16 protein-coding genes are annotated in these 16,248 nt (G+C 72.9%); 10 read left to right on the top strand and 6 right to left on the bottom strand.

Translation table 11 applies throughout. The features are described 5' to 3' along the window. Positions 1-68: 68 nt before the first annotated feature. Entirely contained in the window at positions 69-791 is a 723-nt protein-coding gene (locus AB0I68_RS34095; RefSeq protein WP_363181264.1) for a lysophospholipid acyltransferase family protein, read from the bottom strand. A gap of 347 nt (positions 792-1,138) precedes the next feature. On the opposite strand from AB0I68_RS34095, the gene AB0I68_RS34100 reads away from it, so the two are divergent. From AB0I68_RS34100 to AB0I68_RS34120, 5 genes are all read left to right on the top strand, one after another. Then, on the top strand, positions 1,139-1,459 hold the full coding sequence (locus tag AB0I68_RS34100) for a thioredoxin family protein (protein ID WP_363181294.1): 321 nt from the start codon (positions 1,139-1,141) through the stop codon (positions 1,457-1,459). Between the two features lie 250 nt (positions 1,460-1,709). Continuing rightward, on the top strand, positions 1,710-2,240 hold the full coding sequence (locus AB0I68_RS34105) for a flavin reductase family protein (RefSeq protein ID WP_363181265.1): 531 nt from the start codon (positions 1,710-1,712) through the stop codon (positions 2,238-2,240). Positions 2,241-2,443: 203 nt separating this feature from the next. Then, entirely contained in the window at positions 2,444-3,229 is a 786-nt protein-coding gene (locus tag AB0I68_RS34110; protein WP_363181266.1) for an electron transfer flavoprotein subunit beta/FixA family protein, read from the top strand. Positions 3,230-3,321: 92 nt separating this feature from the next. Beyond that, the gene (locus tag AB0I68_RS34115; protein ID WP_363181267.1) at positions 3,322-4,284 is read left to right on the top strand and encodes an electron transfer flavoprotein subunit alpha/FixB family protein; all 963 of its coding nucleotides are present in this window, start codon (positions 3,322-3,324) and stop codon (positions 4,282-4,284) included. A gap of 186 nt (positions 4,285-4,470) precedes the next feature. Beyond that, a complete protein-coding gene (locus AB0I68_RS34120; protein WP_363181268.1) occupies positions 4,471-5,769 on the top strand; it encodes an aldolase in 1,299 nt (432 codons plus the stop codon). An 87-nt stretch (positions 5,770-5,856) separates the two neighbouring features. Here the strand turns inward: AB0I68_RS34120 and AB0I68_RS34125 are convergent, their stop codons facing one another. Further along, a complete protein-coding gene (locus AB0I68_RS34125; RefSeq protein WP_363181295.1) occupies positions 5,857-6,327 on the bottom strand; it encodes a hypothetical protein in 471 nt (156 codons plus the stop codon). Between AB0I68_RS34125 and AB0I68_RS34130 the strand changes: the two genes are divergently transcribed. Further along, on the top strand, positions 6,217-6,732 hold the full coding sequence (locus AB0I68_RS34130) for a hypothetical protein (protein WP_363181269.1): 516 nt from the start codon (positions 6,217-6,219) through the stop codon (positions 6,730-6,732). The two genes, AB0I68_RS34125 and AB0I68_RS34130, sit on opposite strands and share 111 nt — an antisense overlap. Positions 6,733-6,735: 3 nt before the next feature. Here AB0I68_RS34130 and AB0I68_RS34135 read toward each other — a convergent pair whose 3' ends face one another. Further along, the gene (locus AB0I68_RS34135; RefSeq protein ID WP_363181270.1) at positions 6,736-7,773 is read right to left on the bottom strand and encodes a LacI family DNA-binding transcriptional regulator; all 1,038 of its coding nucleotides are present in this window, start codon (positions 7,771-7,773) and stop codon (positions 6,736-6,738) included. A gap of 121 nt (positions 7,774-7,894) precedes the next feature. Here AB0I68_RS34135 and AB0I68_RS34140 point away from each other — a divergent pair, with 121 nt between their 5' ends. Then, a complete protein-coding gene (locus AB0I68_RS34140) occupies positions 7,895-8,953 on the top strand; it encodes an NUDIX domain-containing protein (protein ID WP_363181271.1) in 1,059 nt (352 codons plus the stop codon). A 328-nt stretch (positions 8,954-9,281) separates the two neighbouring features. Here the strand turns inward: AB0I68_RS34140 and AB0I68_RS34145 are convergent, their stop codons facing one another. Beyond that, positions 9,282-9,983 (bottom strand): MBL fold metallo-hydrolase, encoded by a 702-nt coding sequence (locus tag AB0I68_RS34145; protein WP_363181272.1) that lies wholly within the window; start codon positions 9,981-9,983, stop codon positions 9,282-9,284. A gap of 74 nt (positions 9,984-10,057) precedes the next feature. Then, a complete protein-coding gene (locus AB0I68_RS34150) occupies positions 10,058-11,422 on the bottom strand; it encodes a dipeptidase (protein WP_363181273.1) in 1,365 nt (454 codons plus the stop codon). A gap of 275 nt (positions 11,423-11,697) precedes the next feature. On the opposite strand from AB0I68_RS34150, the gene AB0I68_RS34155 reads away from it, so the two are divergent. Continuing rightward, positions 11,698-12,897 carry a geranylgeranyl reductase family protein gene (locus AB0I68_RS34155; RefSeq protein ID WP_363181296.1) on the top strand — a complete coding sequence of 400 codons (1,200 nt, stop codon included), beginning with the start codon at positions 11,698-11,700 and terminating at the stop codon, positions 12,895-12,897. Between the two features lie 237 nt (positions 12,898-13,134). On the opposite strand, the gene AB0I68_RS34160 is transcribed toward AB0I68_RS34155, so the two are convergent. After that, entirely contained in the window at positions 13,135-13,593 is a 459-nt protein-coding gene (locus tag AB0I68_RS34160; RefSeq protein ID WP_363181274.1) for a nitroreductase/quinone reductase family protein, read from the bottom strand. Positions 13,594-13,740: 147 nt separating this feature from the next. On the opposite strand from AB0I68_RS34160, the gene AB0I68_RS34165 reads away from it, so the two are divergent. Beyond that, positions 13,741-14,439 carry a TetR/AcrR family transcriptional regulator gene (locus tag AB0I68_RS34165; protein ID WP_363181275.1) on the top strand — a complete coding sequence of 233 codons (699 nt, stop codon included), beginning with the start codon at positions 13,741-13,743 and terminating at the stop codon, positions 14,437-14,439. Positions 14,440-14,585: 146 nt separating this feature from the next. Continuing rightward, a complete protein-coding gene (locus AB0I68_RS34170; RefSeq protein ID WP_363181276.1) occupies positions 14,586-15,518 on the top strand; it encodes a spherulation-specific family 4 protein in 933 nt (310 codons plus the stop codon). The last annotated feature ends 730 nt before the right edge of the window (positions 15,519-16,248 follow it).

Below are 16,248 nucleotides of genomic sequence, written 5' to 3' on the forward strand. Positions count from 1 at the left end.
CGGGCACGGTACCGCGGCCCCGCCGTAAACAGCGGGGCCGCACCATCACCCGACCCGGTGGTGCGGGATCAGCCCGCTTCCTTGACCTGGGCGGCCGTCGGCGCGGTCCCGCCCAGGTGCGCCGGCAGCCACCAGGAGTCCTCGGAGCCCTTGGGGGCCGCCGGGTAGGCGCGCTGCGCCGCGTCCAGCAGCTCCTGCACCCGCTCGCGCACGCGGCGGGTGATCGCCCCGGCGTACTGGTCGGTCGGCGCCTCGATGGGCTCGCCCACCCGCATCGTCACCGGGATGTGGCTGCGCTTGAGGTTCTTCGGACGGCCCTTGGTCCACAGACGCTGGGTGCCCCACAGCGCCACCGGGATCAGCGGGACGCCGGCCTCCTGGGCCATGCGCGCGGCGCCCGACTTGAAGCTCTTGAGCGTGAACGACTGGGAGATCGTCGCCTCCGGGAACACGCCGATGATCTCGCCGGCGCGCAGCGAGTCGAGGGCGTGCTGGTAGGCCGTCTCACCCTGCTTGCGGTCCACCGGGATGTGCTTCATCGCGCGCATCAGCGGGCCGGACACCCTGTGGCGGAACACCGACTCCTTCGCCATGAAGCGGACCAGGCGCTTCTGCGGCCGCGCCGTCAGGCCGGCGAAGATGAAGTCGAGGTAGCCGATGTGGTTCGACACGAGAACCGCCCCGCCCTTGCGCGGGATGTTCTCCGTGCCCTTCATGTCGATGCGGATGTCCAGCGCCCGGAAGAGGGTGTGGGCGGCGCCGATCACCGGAGGGTAGACGAGCTCAGCCATGAGGGGGAGACCCCGCTTTCTGCCTGGGGAGGTACTCCCGGCCGGAAGTTACGGCTGCGTAGGTACGCGGCCCTTGGGGATCGTGCCCCATACGCGGGCTGCTGGCCAGTCCAGACGTCTGCGCCCGGGGAGATTCTCGTCACGCCGGGAATGCGGCGCGTGTCCGGGGCGCTCGGATCACCGTACGAACGTGCTTCGATCAGCGTACGAACGTACTTCAATGATGCGGCAACGAGGTCCGCGGCGACGGCGGACGGCCGCCCGGACGCGGCGGACGGGCAGCGGCGACGGGAGCAGGGGTGCGCGAGGACGAGGACGAGGACGAGGGCGGGCGCGGCGCAGGAGCGGTGCGGCCGGACGCCGGGCGGCTGGGCGCGGCGGAACTGGGTGCGGAGCCAGGGGAACGGGCCAGCCTGGTGCAGTTCTCCAGCGCGTTCTGCCAGCCCTGCCGGGCCACTCGGCGGATCCTCGCCGAGGTGGCGGACCTGGTCGAGGGGGTCGCGCACATCGAGATCGATGCCGAAGCCCACCTCGGGCTGGTGCGCGCCCTGGGCATCGAGAAGACACCGACCGTGCTCGTCCTGGATGCCGGGGGCCGGATCGTGCGGCGCGCTGCGGGGATGCCCCGCAAGGCGGATGTGATCGCCGCCCTGGGTGCCGCGGTATGACGGGCGCGCCGGTACGCACGCCCGCACGCAGCGTGACGCGCCTCGCATCTGCCCATTGCGGCTTGACTGTGTACACGGGAGATCGCCAGGCTGGCGGCATGCGGTATGAACTCCTGCTTTACGGGCGGGTCCACGTGGACCTCGTCCGCTACGCGAGCGCGCGTTGTCGGGGCCACTGAACGACCCCGGCCTCCGACCCGATCCGACCGCGCCCGTGCCCGCCGCCTCCGCGGCAGAAGGAAGCACCTCCATGACGGCCCCGACGGCCCCCGCGGCCCAGTCCGCACGATTCAGCTCCGCTCAGCCGGGTTCGCCCGACCTGCTCCGCTCCGTCTTCCGCCGGCATGCCGCCGGAGTGGCCGTGATCACCGCCGACGGCGGGGACCGGCCGGTCGGCTTCACCGCGACCTCGCTCAATTCCGTCTCGGCAGATCCGCCGCTGCTGTCCTTCACGATCGCCACCGGGTCGTCCAGCTGGCCCGCGATACGCGACTCCGAGCACCTCGGCGTCCACATACTCGGCGAGCACCAGAAGGAGCTGGCGGGCCTGTTCGCCCGCAGCGGAGCCGACCGGTTCGGGCCCGCCACGGGCTGGGCCCCGGGTCCGCACGAGGTTCCGCTGCTGGACGACGTGCTGGCGTGGCTGGTGTGCCGCGTCGTGGCGCGGGTGCCGGCCGGGGCGCACCGGGTGATCATCGCGGAGGCCGTGGCCGGGGACCCGGCCGGGGAGGGCCGGCCCCTGCTGTACCACCAGGGTCGCTTCAACGCGTTGCGTGACTGAATCGTCCCTGCTGGGGCGGGTTCGGACGGCGTTGGACAGATCACAGTTCACCGGCCTTGCAACCGTGGAGGACCCAGGGTGTACTGACGAGTAACATTCCCTTCGGAGCGCGGGCCGCCCCGACCGGGATCCGCCCGACAAGGCGCCTATGCTGCCTGCACAAGGCGGTATCAGAAAAAAGACGATGCGGTAGGAGAGCCGGCGTGAGCCTGAGGATCGTTGTCTGTGTGAAGTACGTGCCCGACGCCACCGGCGACCGGCACTTCGCCGATGACCTGACGGTCGACCGCGACGACGTCGACGGTCTGCTGTCGGAGCTCGACGAGTACGCCGTCGAGCAGGCGCTGCAGATCGCCGAAGAGGCCGACGACGCCGAGATCACCGTCCTGACGGTGGGCCCCGAGGACGCCAAGGACGCGCTGCGCAAGGCGCTGTCCATGGGTGCCGACAAGGCCATCCACGTCGAGGACGACGACCTGCACGGCAGCGACGTCATGGGCACTTCGCTCGTGCTCGCCAAGGCGATCGAGAAGGCCGGCTACGACCTGGTCATCACCGGCATGGCTTCGACCGACGGCACCATGGGCGTGCTCCCGGCGATCCTGGCCGAGCGCCTGGGCGTCCCGCAGGTCACCCTGCTCTCCGAGGTCAAGGTCGAGGACGGCACCGTGACGGGCCGACGCGACGGCGACTCCGCGAGCGAGCAGCTGGAGGCCTCCCTCCCGGCGCTCGTCTCCGTGACGGACCAGTCGGGCGAGGCCCGCTACCCCTCCTTCAAGGGCATCATGGCCGCCAAGAAGAAGCCGGTCGAGTCCTGGGACCTGGAGGAGCTGGAGATCGAGTCGGACGAGGTCGGCCTCGAGGGCTCCTGGACCGCAGTCGACTCCGCGGCGCAGCGCCCGGCCCGTACCGCCGGCACGATCGTCAAGGACGAGGGCGAGGGCGGCAAGCAGCTGGCCGCCTTCCTTGCGCAGCAGAAGTTCATCTAAGGCAGCCTGGCCGGCCAGAAGTTCATCCAAGAACCTCAGCCGACACCCTCTCGATCGCCCCCTGACTACTTCGCATTCGCAGGAGCATTCCCATGGCTGAAGTCCTCGTCTACGTCGACCACGTGGACGGCGCCGTCCGCAAGCCCACCCTCGAGCTGCTGACCCTCGCCCGCCGCATCGGCGAGCCCGTCGCCGTCGCCCTCGGCGCCGGTGCCGAGAACACCGCCGCCGTGCTCGCCGAGCACGGTGCGGTCAAGGTCCTCACCGCCGACGCCCCCGAGTTCGCCGAGTACCTCGTCGTACCGAAGGTGGACGCGCTGCAGGCCGCGTACGAGGCCGTCTCCCCGGCCGCCGTGCTCGTCCCGTCCTCCGCCGAGGGCAAGGAGATCGCCGCGCGCCTGGCGGTCCGCATCGGCTCCGGCATCATCACCGACGCCGTCGACCTGGAGGCGGGTGACGAGGGTCCGGTCGCGACGCAGTCCGCGTTCGCCGCGTCCTTCACCACCAAGTCCCGTGTCTCCAAGGGCACCCCGGTCATCACCGTCAAGCCGAACTCGGCTCCGGTCGAGGCCGCCCCGGCCGCCGGCGCCGTCGAGGCCCTCGCCGTCACCTTCGGCGCCCTCGCCACCGGCACCAAGGTCGTCTCCCGCACCCCGCGCGCGTCGACCGGCCGCCCCGAGCTGACCGAGGCCGCGATCGTGGTCTCCGGCGGCCGCGGCGTCAACGGCGCCGAGAACTTCCACATCATCGAGGAGCTCGCGGACTCCCTCGGTGCCGCCGTCGGCGCCTCGCGCGCCGCCGTCGACGCCGGCTGGTACCCGCACTCCAACCAGGTCGGCCAGACCGGCAAGTCGGTCTCCCCGCAGCTGTACATCGCCTCCGGAATCTCGGGCGCGATCCAGCACCGGGCCGGCATGCAGACCTCGAAGACCATCGTTGCCATCAACAAGGACGCCGAGGCCCCGATCTTCGACCTGGTCGACTACGGCGTGGTCGGCGACCTCTTCGCCGTCGTCCCGCAGCTGACCGAGGAGATCAAGGCGCGCAAGGGCTGACCTGCGCTTCTCTTCGTCGCCTGACCTTTGGCTGACCTTCTCGGGGCCGTGTGGTGTTTCTCACCGCACGGCCCCGAGTCGTTTGCCCGTGTCGGTGGAGGGACCATTGACGGGGGCGGAACCTCGACACTAAATTCTGCTATGCGGATCTAAGCTTCCGTGAAGCGGAAAAGAGGAGAGTGCGCGATGGGTCAGCAGGAGAAGGTGGCGACGAGCCTCGCCGGCGCGGTCAGCGAGGGCATCAGTGCCTCCCTCGCGCCGGTGGACGCGGAGCTCGCGCGCCACTACCCGGGCGACCCCGGCACCCGCCAGCCCATCCACACCGTCTACGTGCCCGGTGACGTGTTCGCCGCCGACACCATCCGCTCCTGGGGCGACCAGGCCCTCGCGGCCCTCGACGAGCACGCTCCGGACGCCGCGACCTTCGCCGAGGTGCTCGGCATCAGCGACGAACTGGCCGTACCCGTCTACGACCGCGTCCGCGCCAAGCTCGCCTCCGAGCCCATCGAGGACCTCCGCGTCGACTTCGAGGACGGCTTCGGCGTCCGCTCCGACGAGGAGGAGGACCAGGCGGCCGCCCGGGCCGCCCGCCTCGTCTCCGAGGCCTTCTCCAACGGCACGAACGCCCCGTACATGGGCATCCGCATGAAGTGCATGGAGTCCAACGTCCGCGACCGCGGCATCCGCACCACGGACATCTTCCTGTCCGGGCTGCTGGAGCACGGCGGCCTCCCCGACGGGCTGGTCCTCACCCTCCCCAAGGTCACGTACGCCGAGCAGGTCAGCGCCTTCGTCAAGCTGCTGGAGGCCTTCGAGGCCGCCCGCGGCCTGCGCCCCGGCCGGATCGGCTTCGAGATCCAGATCGAGACCAGCCAGTCGATCGTCGCCTCCGACGGCACCGCCACCGTGGCCCGGATGATCGAGGCCTCCAAGGGCCGCGCCACCGGCCTGCACTACGGCACCTTCGACTACAGCGCCTGCGTCGGCGTCTCCGCCGCGTACCAGTCGAGCGACCACCCGGCCGCCGACCACGCCAAGGCGATCATGCAGGTAGCGGCCGCCGGCACCGGCGTACGCGTCTCCGACGGCTCGACGAACGTCCTGCCGATCGGCACCACCGAGCACGTGCACGAAGCCTGGAAGCTGCACTACGGCCTCACCCGCCGGGCCCTGGCCCGCGCCTACTACCAGGGCTGGGACATGCACCCGGGCCACCTCCCGACCCGCTACGCGGCGGTCTTCACCTTCTACCGCGAGGGCCTCGAGGCGGCTGCCGCGCGCCTGAAGGCGTACGTCGCGAAGATCGAGGGCGACGTGATGGACGAGCCCGCCACCGCCAAGGCTCTGGCCGGCTACCTGGTCCGCGGCCTGGACTGCGGCGCGGTGGGCACGGAGGAGGTCACCGCCCTGACGGGCCTGACCCGCGCCGAACTGGACGCCTTCGCGATCCCCCGCCGCTCGGCGACGCTGACGGCGACCGCCTGACCGCCTGACCGCCTGACCGCCTGACCGCCTGACCGTCGCAACCGCCGCACGGCCCGGCCGACGCGCACCCGCCGGGCCGTGCGGTGTTCACAGCGGACCGACGAGCCACCGGTTCAGGGCCCCGTCCCGGCCCGCGGTGACGAGCAGGCTCCCGTCGGGAGAGAAGGCCAGGCTGTTGACGGACCCGTCGTGACCGGCCAGCGGACTGCCTACGGGCTGTCCGCTCTCCGCGTCCCGCAGCAGCGTCATGCCGTCCTCGCCCACCGAGGCCGGCAGCGTGCCGTCCGGCGAGAAGGCCACGTCGTACACCGGTGGGGCGTGGCCGGTCAGCGGTTCCCCGATCCGGAGGCCGCTCTCGGGGTCGTACAACCGCACGGTGGCATCGGCGCCCGCGGTGGCCGGCTTGCCGCCGTCCGGCGAGAAGGCCACCGACCACACCGTGGCCGTGTGGCCGACGAGCGGCGCGCCGACCCGCTCTCCCGTGCCGACGTTCCACAGGAGGACGGCGCCGTCCGCCCCGGATGTCGCGATGACGCACCCGGCGGGCGCGAAGGCGATCCCGACCGCCTCGTTGCGGTGCGCGGTCAGCGGATCGCCGCAGGGCCGGTCGGCGTCGGCCGGGTCGAGGAACCGTACGGTGCCGTCGGCACCTGCCGTGGCCGAACACCCTTGGTGCTCACGAGCGTTCGGCGCCGAACCCGTACGGTCGGGCTTGATCCGTCCGTGCGTGCCGGTGGCTCGGGCGGCGGTGCAATCGGAGGCATGACCAACATGCCGCCGGACACCGATCCGGACAGCGAGCCGCCGTTCCTGTCACTGCACACCGCCGTCGTGCTCATCGGCGCCCTTCTCATCGGGTTCACCGTCGGCGGGCTGAGTTGCCTCGGCGGCACACCCGCCGCCCTCGCCGTGCTCGCCGCCGCCGGCGGGGCCGTGACCGTGCTGCGGGGGGTGATCCGGTGAGCTTCAGGCGGCCGGGGGGAGTTCGCCCGAGCCGCGGGGGATCAGGCGGGTCGGGAGTTCGATGCGGGCCGGGGGGAGGGCGGCGCCCGCGAGGCGCTGGAACAGGCGGTCCGTGGCCACCCGGCCCAGGGCCGCCGCGTCCTGGGCGACCACCGTCACCCCGGGGCGCAGCAGGTCGGCCAGTTCGAAGTCGTCGAAGCCGACCAGGGCCACCGGCGCCGGATGCCCGGCCAGCACCCGTACCACCGTCACCGTCACGCGGTTGTTCCCGGCGAAGACCGCGGTGACGGGGTCCGGGCCCGCCAGCATCGCCCGGGCCGCCTCCCCGACGCGGTCCGGGGACGTGGAGCCGAGGGCCACCCAGGACTGCGCCACCGGCAGGCCCGCGTCCGCCATCGCCGCGCGGTAGCCCCGCAGGCGTTCCGTCGCCGTGTGGATGCGCGGATGGTCCCCGATGAAACCGATCCGGCGGTGACCGCCCCCGATCAGGTGCGCCACACCGGCGCGGGCGCCGCCGAAGCTGTCCGACAGCACCACGTCCGCGTCGATCCGGCCCGCCGGGCGGTCCACGAACACCGTCGCCACACCCGCCCGCATCTCCGGCTCCAGGTAGCGGTGGTCGTCCCCGGCCGGGATCACGACCAGCCCGTCCACCCGGCGCGCGCACAGTGCCAGCGCCAACTCCCGCTCGCGGTCCGGGTCCTCGGCGCTGGAGCCGTTGACGAGCAGCGCCCCGTGGGCCCGGGCCACCTCCTCCACGGCCCGGTTCAGCGGGCCGTAGAAGGGGTCCGCGAGGTCTTCCAGGACCAGGCCCACGGTGGCGGTACGGCCCTTGCGGAGCACGCGGGCACTGTCGTTGCGGCGGAAACCCAGCGCCTCGATGGCCTGCTGGACCCGCCTCTCGGTGTCCGGGGTGACCCCCGCCTCGCCGTTGACCACCCGCGACACCGTCTTCAGACCCACGCCGGCCCGCGCCGCCACGTCCTTCATGGTCGGCCGGTTGCCGTAACGGGGGCCGGACGGACGGCGGGTCTGCGGCACGGGACGGAAACCTCCTGAGGCGGCGGGGCACGGCTCTGACCTTGAGGATAAGCACTGGGCCGAGGAGCGGGTTTCCGTGGCAGGGTGATGCGGGCAAGCCACTGGGGGCTCCGGACGAGCCATGGGGAGAGGGGTAGACGTGATTGTCTGGATCAACGGCACATTCGGCGCCGGGAAGACCAGCACGGCCCGCGAACTGACCGGGATCCTGCCGGACAGCACCCTGTACGACCCGGAGCTCGTCGGCGACTCACTACGCCAACTGCTGCCGCGCAAACGCCTTGCGGAGGTTTCCGACTACCAGGACCTGCCGAGCTGGCGGCGCCTGGTAGTGGACACGGCCGCCGCGATGCTCGCGGAGCTGGGCGGGGTGCTGGTGGTGCCGATGACGCTGCTGCGGCAGGAGTACCGGGACGAGATCTTCGGCGGGCTCGCGGCGCGTCGGATCCCGGTGCGGCATGTGCTGCTCGCCCCGGCGGAAACGATTCTCCGTGAGCGGATCGCGACGCGGGAGGAGCCGGGGGACCCGCAGGACGTGGACGTACGGGTGCGGCAGTGGGCGTACGACCACATCCCCGCGTACCAGCAGGCGCTGGGCGGCTGGCTCGCGGCGGACGCGCACGTCATCGACAACGGCGGCCTGAGCGTACGGGAGACGGCGGAGCGGATCGCCGAAGCCGTGCGCACGGATGCGGCCCGGGTCTGCGACATCGTGCAGACGCCGGAGCCGACGCGGGAGACGGTGGCGGCGGGGGTTCTGCTGTTCGACGACGAGGACCGGGTACTGCTGGTCGATCCGACGTACAAGCCGGGTTGGGAGTTCCCGGGCGGGGTCGTGGAGGCGGGCGAGGCGCCGGGGTGTGCGGGGGTGCGGGAGGTCGCGGAGGAACTGGGCCTGACGCTGGAGGCGGTACCGGGGCTGCTGGTCGTGGACTGGGAGCCGCCGATGCCCCCGGCGTACGGGGGGCTGCGGCTGTTGTTCGACGGGGGGCGCCTCTCGGCTGCCGCCGCGGCCGGGCTCCGGCTGCCGGGGCCGGAGCTGAGGGCGTGGCGGTTCGTGACGGAGGAGGAGGCGGCGCAGTTGCTGCCCGCCGTGCGGTACGAGCGGTTGCGCTGGGCGCTGCGGGCGCGGGAGCGGGGACGCCCGCTGTACCTGGAGGCGGGCCGACCCACACCGTAGCCGTCCGGGGCGGGCCGGCCGCGGGCAGCGGCGCTGCTGTCCGGCCCCCGCTGCCGGCCCCCGCTGCCCGGTTGCCGCCGGGGCCCACCGGTCCCGGCCACCGCGGGGAGGACCCCCGTCCGGGGGACCTCCGGCGTCTCGAACGCCGGCGGGGCCGGAAACGCGCCGGCCGCTTGGTCCCCCCTGTCAGGGCAGCCCCGCCGGCGATCGGGGCACGGGGGTACATCCCGGCCGGTGGCTTCGGGAAGGTCAGTGCGGAGCCCGGGAAGCGGAGAAGGCCGCGGCGGGAGGAAGCCCCGCGCGGCGGCCACGTTCCGCCGCGCAGTGGTTATGGGAGGGACGGCTCCGCCGTCGCGGCCGTGCGGAGGACGGCCGCCGTGTCCGTGGTCAGGGGGTCGCCGTGGCCGAAGCAGGCCACCGACGGGGACAGCGCCGCCAGGCGGCGGAAGGAGGCCCGGGCCTCGTCGCGGTCCACGTTGAAGACGCCGAGCATCACCTGGCCCACCCCCGCGATGCAGTCGCCCGCGAACAGCACGCCGTGGCGCGGCAGGTGGATGCCGATGCTGCCCGGCGTGTGGCCCGGGGCGTGGACCACCACCGCGCCGTCGCCGAACGGGAGCACCTCGCCGTCCCCGACCTCGCGGTCGACCCGCGTCGGCGGCGCCTCGGGGACCGTCAGGCCGTGCTCGTACAGCGGGAGTTCCCAGTCGAGCAGGACGGGCTCCGGCACCGGGAGCTCGCCCCGGATCACCGGGGCCTCCAGCCGGTGCGCCACGACCTCCGCGCCCCAGCGGCCGGCGAGTTCGTCCGCGGCGCCGATGTGGTCGCGGTGGCAGTGGGTCAGGACGATCCGCTCCAGCCGCTCCGGGCTCAGCCCGAGGGAGCGGACGGCCTCCTCGATCACGGCCGCGGATCCGGCGTGGCCGGAGTCGATCAGGGTCAGGGCCTCGCCGTCGCGCCACAGGTACGCCTGGCCGATCGGGAAGCGGAGCATGTGGAGCCGCTGGGGGAGCACTTCTATGAGATCCATGCCCCGAACGTACGTACGCAGACTCCGCCCCCGGCCTGTTTTTCACCGGGAGCGGAGTTCGCCCGTAGCGCAGGTCAGCCGCGCTTGGACTCCGCGTAGTTGACGAGGAACAGGGCCTCCGCGACCGAAAGGCGCTCCAGCTCCTGCGGCGAGACGCTCTCGTTCACCGCGTGGATCTGGGCCTGCGGCTCGCTCAGCCCGATCAGCAGCATCTCCGCCTCGGGGTAGAGCGACGTCAGCGTGTTGCACAGCGGGATCGAGCCGCCCATGCCCGCGATCTGCATCTCCTGGCCCGGGTACGCCACCTCCATGGCCGCGGCCATCGACGCGTACGCCGGGCTGCTCGTGTCCGCCTGGAAGGGCTGGCCCTGGCCCACGACCTCGAGTTCGAGGTGCGCCTGCCACGGGGTGTGCGCCACCAGGTGCGCCTCCAGCAGCTTGATGGCCTCGGCCGTGTCCACGCCCGGCGGCACGCGCAGGCTGATCAGCGCGCCGGCGCTCGCGTGCACCGACGGGGTGGCGCCGACCACCGGCGGGCAGTCGATGCCGAGCACGGTGACGGCCGGGCGGGCCCACAGCCGGTCCGCGATCGTGCCCTCGCCGATCAGCTCGACCCCGTCCAGCACCTTCGCGTCGGCGCGGAAGTCCGCCTCCGGGTACTGCAGGCCCTCCCACACCGCGTCCGAGGCCAGGCCGTCCACCGTGGTCGAACCGTCCGCCGTGCGCAGCGAGTCCAGCAGCCGGATCAGTGCGGCCAGCGCATCGGGGGCGACACCGCCGAACATGCCGGAGTGCAGGTTGCCGCCGAGAGTGTTGATCTTCACCTTGATCAGGGTCATCCCGCGCAGCGTGGCCGTCACCGTCGGCAGGCCGAGCCGGAAGTTGCCCGCGTCGCCGATGACGATCGTGTCGGCGGTCAGCAGCTCCGGGTGCGCCTCGGCGTACTGCTGCAGACCGCCGGTGCCCTGCTCCTCCGAGCCCTCGACGATCACCTTCACGCCCACCGGCACGCCGCCGTTGGCCTTCAGCGCGCGCAGCGCCAGCAGGTGCATGATGAACCCGCCCTTGCAGTCCGCGGCGCCGCGCCCGTACCAGCGGCCGTCGCGCTCGGTCAGCTCGAAGGCGGGGGATATCCAGGCGGCGTCGTCCAGCGGCGGCTGCACGTCGTAGTGCGCGTACAGCAGAACGGTCGGCGCACCCTCCGGACCGGGCAGGAAGCCGTACACCGACTGGGTGCCGTCCGGGGTGTCGAGGAGGGCCACGTCCTGGAAGCCCTCGGCGCGCAGCGCGTCGGCCACCCAGTTCGCCGCGCCCTCGCTCTCGCTCCGGGGGAACTGCGCCCAGTCCGCCACCGACTGGAAGGCCACCAGCTCGCTCAGCTCCTGCTTGGCGCGGGGCATCAGCGAGGCGATGGTCTCGGCGATCGGATTCTGGGACATGGGCACGCTCCTCTTGGGTGCGACGTTGTGTACGTGTAAGCCGCCCGCATCCGCGTCGTGGGCGTATACGGGGTACGGCGAAAGACAGTCCCGATCCTCGCACAGCAGGACGGGGCGGACTCGCGCCGTAGGATTTCCATGCATCGGAGCAACCGCATGATCAGGAGCAGCAACACATCGTGAGCAGCGACGACAGCACCGTCGGGGGACCCGACTCAGCAGCACGGCAGGCCGCTCAGGGGGCGGGGGACGGGGTGGCCGGGGGCACCGGTGAGGTGTGGGACGTGGTCGTGGTCGGGGCCGGACCGGCCGGCGCCTCGGCCGCATTCGCGGCGGCGACGGCCGGGCGGCGCGTACTGCTGCTGGAGAAGGCCGAGCTGCCCCGGTACAAAACCTGCGGCGGCGGGATCATCGGCCCGTCGCGCGATGCCCTCCCGCCCGGCTTCGTCCTGCCGTTCAAGGACCGCGTCCATGCGGTCACCTTCTCGCTGAACGGGAAGCTGACCCGGACCCGCCGTTCCCGGCAGATGCTGTTCGGGCTCGTCAACCGGCCGGAGTTCGACGCCGCGCTGGTCGCCGAGGCCGAGAAGGCCGGAGCCGCCGTCCGTACGGGTACGGCCGTCGCGCGGGTCGAGCAGCACGGGGCGGCGGTGCCCGACCGGCGCACGGTCGCCGTGGTGCTCGCCGACGGGGAGACCGTCCTGGCGCGCGCGGTGGTCGGCGCGGACGGCAGCGCGAGCCGGATCGGCGCGCACGTCGGGGTCGAGATGGACCAGGTGGACCTCGGCCTGGAGGCGGAAATCCCGGTTCCGGAGACGGTCGCGGAGGACTGGAAGGGGCGCGTTCTCATCGACTGGGGCCCGCTGCCCGGCAGTTACGGCTGGGTCTTCCCCAAGGGAGACACCCTCACCGTCGGGGTCATCTCGGCGAAGGGCGACGGCGCCGCGACCAAGCGGTACCTGGAGGACTTCATCGCCCGTCTCGGACTCGCCGGCTTCGAACCCGCGGTCTCCTCCGGGCACCTGACCCGCTGCCGCAAGCCCGATTCGCCGCTCTCGCGCGGCCGGGTCCTGGTCGCGGGCGACGCGGCCGGACTGCTGGAACCGTGGACCCGGGAGGGCATCTCGTTCGCGCTGCGCTCGGGCCGGCTGGCCGGGGAGTGGGCCGTGAAGATCTCCGAGGCGCAGGATGCGGTGGACGCGCGCCGCCAGGCGCTCAACTACGCGTTCGCGGTCAAGGCCGGACTGGGCGTGGAGATGGGCATCGGCAAGAGCATGCTGACGGCCTTCGCGGCCCGGCCGGGGCTGATGCACGCGGCGATCACCGGCTTCCGCCCGGCGTGGCGGGCCTTCGCCCGCATCACCCGGGGTGCGACGACGCTGCCCGACCTGGTGCGGACGCACCCGATGGCCCGCAAGGCGCTGCACGCCCTGGACGCCAGGCAGGCGCGGAACCGGGCGCAGGGACCGGAGTAGGGCCGGGGCCAGGGCCGGAGCCGGGGCCGGAGCCAGGGCCGGAGCCAGGGCCAGGAGAGGGAGAAGGCCCAGGGCGGGCGCAGAGGCCGGGGCCAGGCCCAGACCCGGGAGCGGGGCCGGTGGGGCTTTTTCCGGGGCCCGCGTACCGACGATGGTGGTGGTCTTGCCCGGATGTGCGGGCAAGACCACCGCTGCTTTGGTACGGGCTGTCGGGCGGCGCGGGATGCGCCCTGCCCGTCAGTTCGACACCGTGATCCGGAAGACCGGGTGGTCGCCGGCCGCCGCCTGGATCTCCGCGTCGGAGGAGTCCGCGGTCACGCCCTGGAAGAACCGGTTGACCTCCCAGCCCCACTTCACCAGGTAGGCGCGCAGTACGGCGGCCTTCTGCACCGGGTCGGTGAGCTCGGTGACCGTGAAGGTGCGCACCTTGCGGCCCACGCGCAGCTCGCCGCCGCCCGCCACCCGCATGTTGCGGACCCACTGGGAGTGGCCGCGCGCCGACACCAGGTACTGCTCGCCCTCGTAGGTGTGCGGATTGACCGGGATCCGCTGCATCTGGCCGGACGTGCGGCCGCGTACCGACAGCTCGGCGGTGCCGGCCAGGCTGATGCCGAGCCGGGCCAGCTTCCCGAAGAGGGAGTTGAAGCGGGTGGCGAGCGGGCTGGCCGAGACGTAGTACGGGGTGGGCGCGCTCATGACTGCCTCCGGGGCTATTGGGAGAGCGGTGCTCTCGCTTGAGACCAGTGTGCACGGATCGCTGCACCAAAGCAAGAGCGGTGCTCTCTGAATGTATCGGCGATTCCATTTTTGGGCACCGCTCTCCCTTCGTGGCACACTGCTCGTATGAGTACCGTGCGCGGGGCCCGGGAGCGGGCCCGTATCGAGGTCACCGCCGCCATCAAGGACGAGGCGCGCCGCATGCTCGCGGCCGAGGGCGCCGCCAAGCTCTCACTGCGCGCCGTGGCACGCGAGCTCGGCATGGTCTCCTCAGCCCTGTACCGCTACTTCCCCAGCCGCGACGAGCTCCTCACCGCGCTCATCGTCGACGCCTATGACAGCGTCGGCGCCGCCGCCGAGCAGGCCGACGCCCGCACCCTCGCCGCCGGCGCCCCGCCCCGCGAGCGCTGGATCGCCGTCTGCGAGGCCGTCCGGACCTGGGCGCTGGACCACCCGCACGAATACTCCCTCATCCACGGCTCCCCGGTCCCCGGCTACAGCGCCCCCGTGGACACCGTCGGCCCCGCCTCGCGCGTCGGCAACACCCTCATCGGCATCGTCCGCGCCGCCCACGCCGGCCGGGGCCTCGCCCTCCCGCCGCTGCCCGACGCCCTGCGCCCCGAAGCCGTCCGGATGACCGCGGACTTCGCCGAAGGCCTGCCCCCCGAGGTCACCGCGGCCCTGGTCGCGGCCTGGGCGCAGTTGGTCGGCCTCGTCTCCTTCGAGCTGTTCGGCCAGTTCAACCGGGTCGTCGAGGACCGCGACACCTTCTTCGCGCACGCCGCGGGCCAACTGGCCCACGGGGTCGGGCTGCCCACCGTATGACCGCGGCTCACATGATGAGGTGACAGGTCGCTTGTCTGTTCCTCACGTCAATGCGAGTGCTTCGGCTTTCACCGAACGGGCGCCCGTCTACTGTTCGTCGGGTCGTGCTCCTGCCCCCGCCCCCCGCCGCTTGCCGGAGAACAGCCATGGCCCGTGCCGTGAAGGCCCTGTACGCCGTCCTGATCACCTCCTTACTGGCCGCCCCGGCGCCCGCCGTGACCGCCTCGGCCGGCACCGCGGCCGAGGACGCAGCCCCCGCCCCGAGACCCCGGATATCCGGAGTGCGGGGCCTGGAGACAGCCGTCCCCGCGTACGCACGGGCCGACGCCCCCATGATCGGCGACCTCATCGCCACCACACCCGCCGCCTCCGTGGTCGTCCTCAACCCCGGCAACGGCGACGCCCCCTTCGATGCGCACTGGCAGGCCCGCGCAGACGCGCTGCGGGCCGGAACCACCGCCACCGGCGAGAAGACCAAGGTCCTCGGCTACGTCCACACCGACCACGGCGACCGCGACACCGCCGCCGTCAAGGCCTCCGTCGACAACTACCTCAAGACCCGCGACGGCCGCCTGCACGTGGACGGCATCTTCTTCGACGTCGTCAGCCGCGACTGCGGCCCCGGCAACGCCACCCGCGACCACTACGCACAGTTGCGCGACTACGTGCAGGACACCATGAACGCCGCGGACCCCACCGCCGCCGACCTGGTGGTCGACAACCCCGGCACCGCCATTGCCGACTGCTACCTGGAACCGGGCCACCGCACCGCGGACGTCTTCGTCACCTACGAGGACACGTACGCCGCGTACACGGGAGGTGGCTGGCTCGGCGGCAACGTCTTCGGCGAGTCGGGCGGCTACCGCGCCGGCACGGAACTCGACCCGACCGGCACCGCGTTCTGGCACCTCGTCCACGCGGTCCCGGACGCCGCCGCCATGCGCGCCACCCTGCGTACGGCGTTCGACCGCGGCGCGGGCTACGCGTACGCGACCGGCGCAGTCATGCCCAACCCGTGGGGCGAGTCGCCGAGTTGGAAGTACCGCAGCCAGACTGCGTACGCCGCCACCCTGGGCTGATCCGGCACCGGGCCGCCCGCCGCGTCCTGCGCGAGGAGCCGGGCGGCGTGCGGAACTCGGGGACCTGGTGGCCCGTGCGACCGGGGCCGGGCTCTACGTACGGCTCCGGACGGATGGCGATACGACGGCCGGGGAGGGGCCGCCGGTCGTCGAACGTCACCAAACACCCCCCCGGCCCAACGGGCGGCCGTCGTGGTCCGGCGCGCGGAGGGCCGTACGGAGGCGCACGTGACGACGGGGCGGTGACGGGCCCGTGCCGGCCGAGGCAGCCGGGCCTGCGGTCTGCAGCCCCGGCCCCGCGCCCGAGTTTGGGGCTGGGCCCGTGTCTACGTCTGGGCCTTGGCCGGCGTCTGGCTCCGGCTCGGGGCTGAGGCGGCTGGGCCCGTGTCTACGTCTGGGCCTTGGCCGGCGTCTGGCTCCGGCTCGGGGCTGAGGCCCCGTGCTTGCGCTCGAGTTCGGGGCTGGTTGTGGGTCTGGGGCGGCGTCCGGCCGCGGCCCCGCGCTTGCGCTCGAGCCTGGGCCTGGGCCTGGGCCTGGGCCTGGGTTTGGGCCGGCGTCCGGCTCCGGGCCGCGGCCCCGTGCTCGGGTTCGGGTATGGCTGTGCGTCTGGGCCGACGTCCGGCCGCGGCCCAGCGCTTGCGCTCGGATTCGGGGCTGGGCCTGCGTCTGGGCCTGGGCTTGGGCCGGCGTCCGGCGGCGGGCTCTGGCCCCCGGCCCGGCCCGCTCCAGC

Source organism: Streptomyces sp. NPDC050448, from assembly GCF_040655295.1.
Taxonomy (GTDB): domain Bacteria; phylum Actinomycetota; class Actinomycetes; order Streptomycetales; family Streptomycetaceae; genus Streptomyces.

Bases quoted from the DNA above. Each gene is read 5' to 3' on its own strand.
- AB0I68_RS34095 (WP_363181264.1), bottom strand. From the start codon at position 791: ATGGCTGAGCTCGTCTACCCTCCGGTGATCGGCGCCGCCCACACCCTC.
- AB0I68_RS34105 (WP_363181265.1), top strand. From the start codon at position 1,710: ATGACGGCCCCGACGGCCCCCGCGGCCCAGTCCGCACGATTCAGCTCC.
- AB0I68_RS34115 (WP_363181267.1), top strand. From the start codon at position 3,322: ATGGCTGAAGTCCTCGTCTACGTCGACCACGTGGACGGCGCCGTCCGC.
- AB0I68_RS34120 (WP_363181268.1), top strand. From the start codon at position 4,471: ATGGGTCAGCAGGAGAAGGTGGCGACGAGCCTCGCCGGCGCGGTCAGC.
- AB0I68_RS34140 (WP_363181271.1), top strand. From the start codon at position 7,895: ATGGGGAGAGGGGTAGACGTGATTGTCTGGATCAACGGCACATTCGGC.
- AB0I68_RS34145 (WP_363181272.1), bottom strand. From the start codon at position 9,983: ATGGATCTCATAGAAGTGCTCCCCCAGCGGCTCCACATGCTCCGCTTC.
- AB0I68_RS34150 (WP_363181273.1), bottom strand. From the start codon at position 11,422: ATGTCCCAGAATCCGATCGCCGAGACCATCGCCTCGCTGATGCCCCGC.
- AB0I68_RS34160 (WP_363181274.1), bottom strand. From the start codon at position 13,593: ATGAGCGCGCCCACCCCGTACTACGTCTCGGCCAGCCCGCTCGCCACC.
- AB0I68_RS34165 (WP_363181275.1), top strand. From the start codon at position 13,741: ATGAGTACCGTGCGCGGGGCCCGGGAGCGGGCCCGTATCGAGGTCACC.
- AB0I68_RS34170 (WP_363181276.1), top strand. From the start codon at position 14,586: ATGGCCCGTGCCGTGAAGGCCCTGTACGCCGTCCTGATCACCTCCTTA.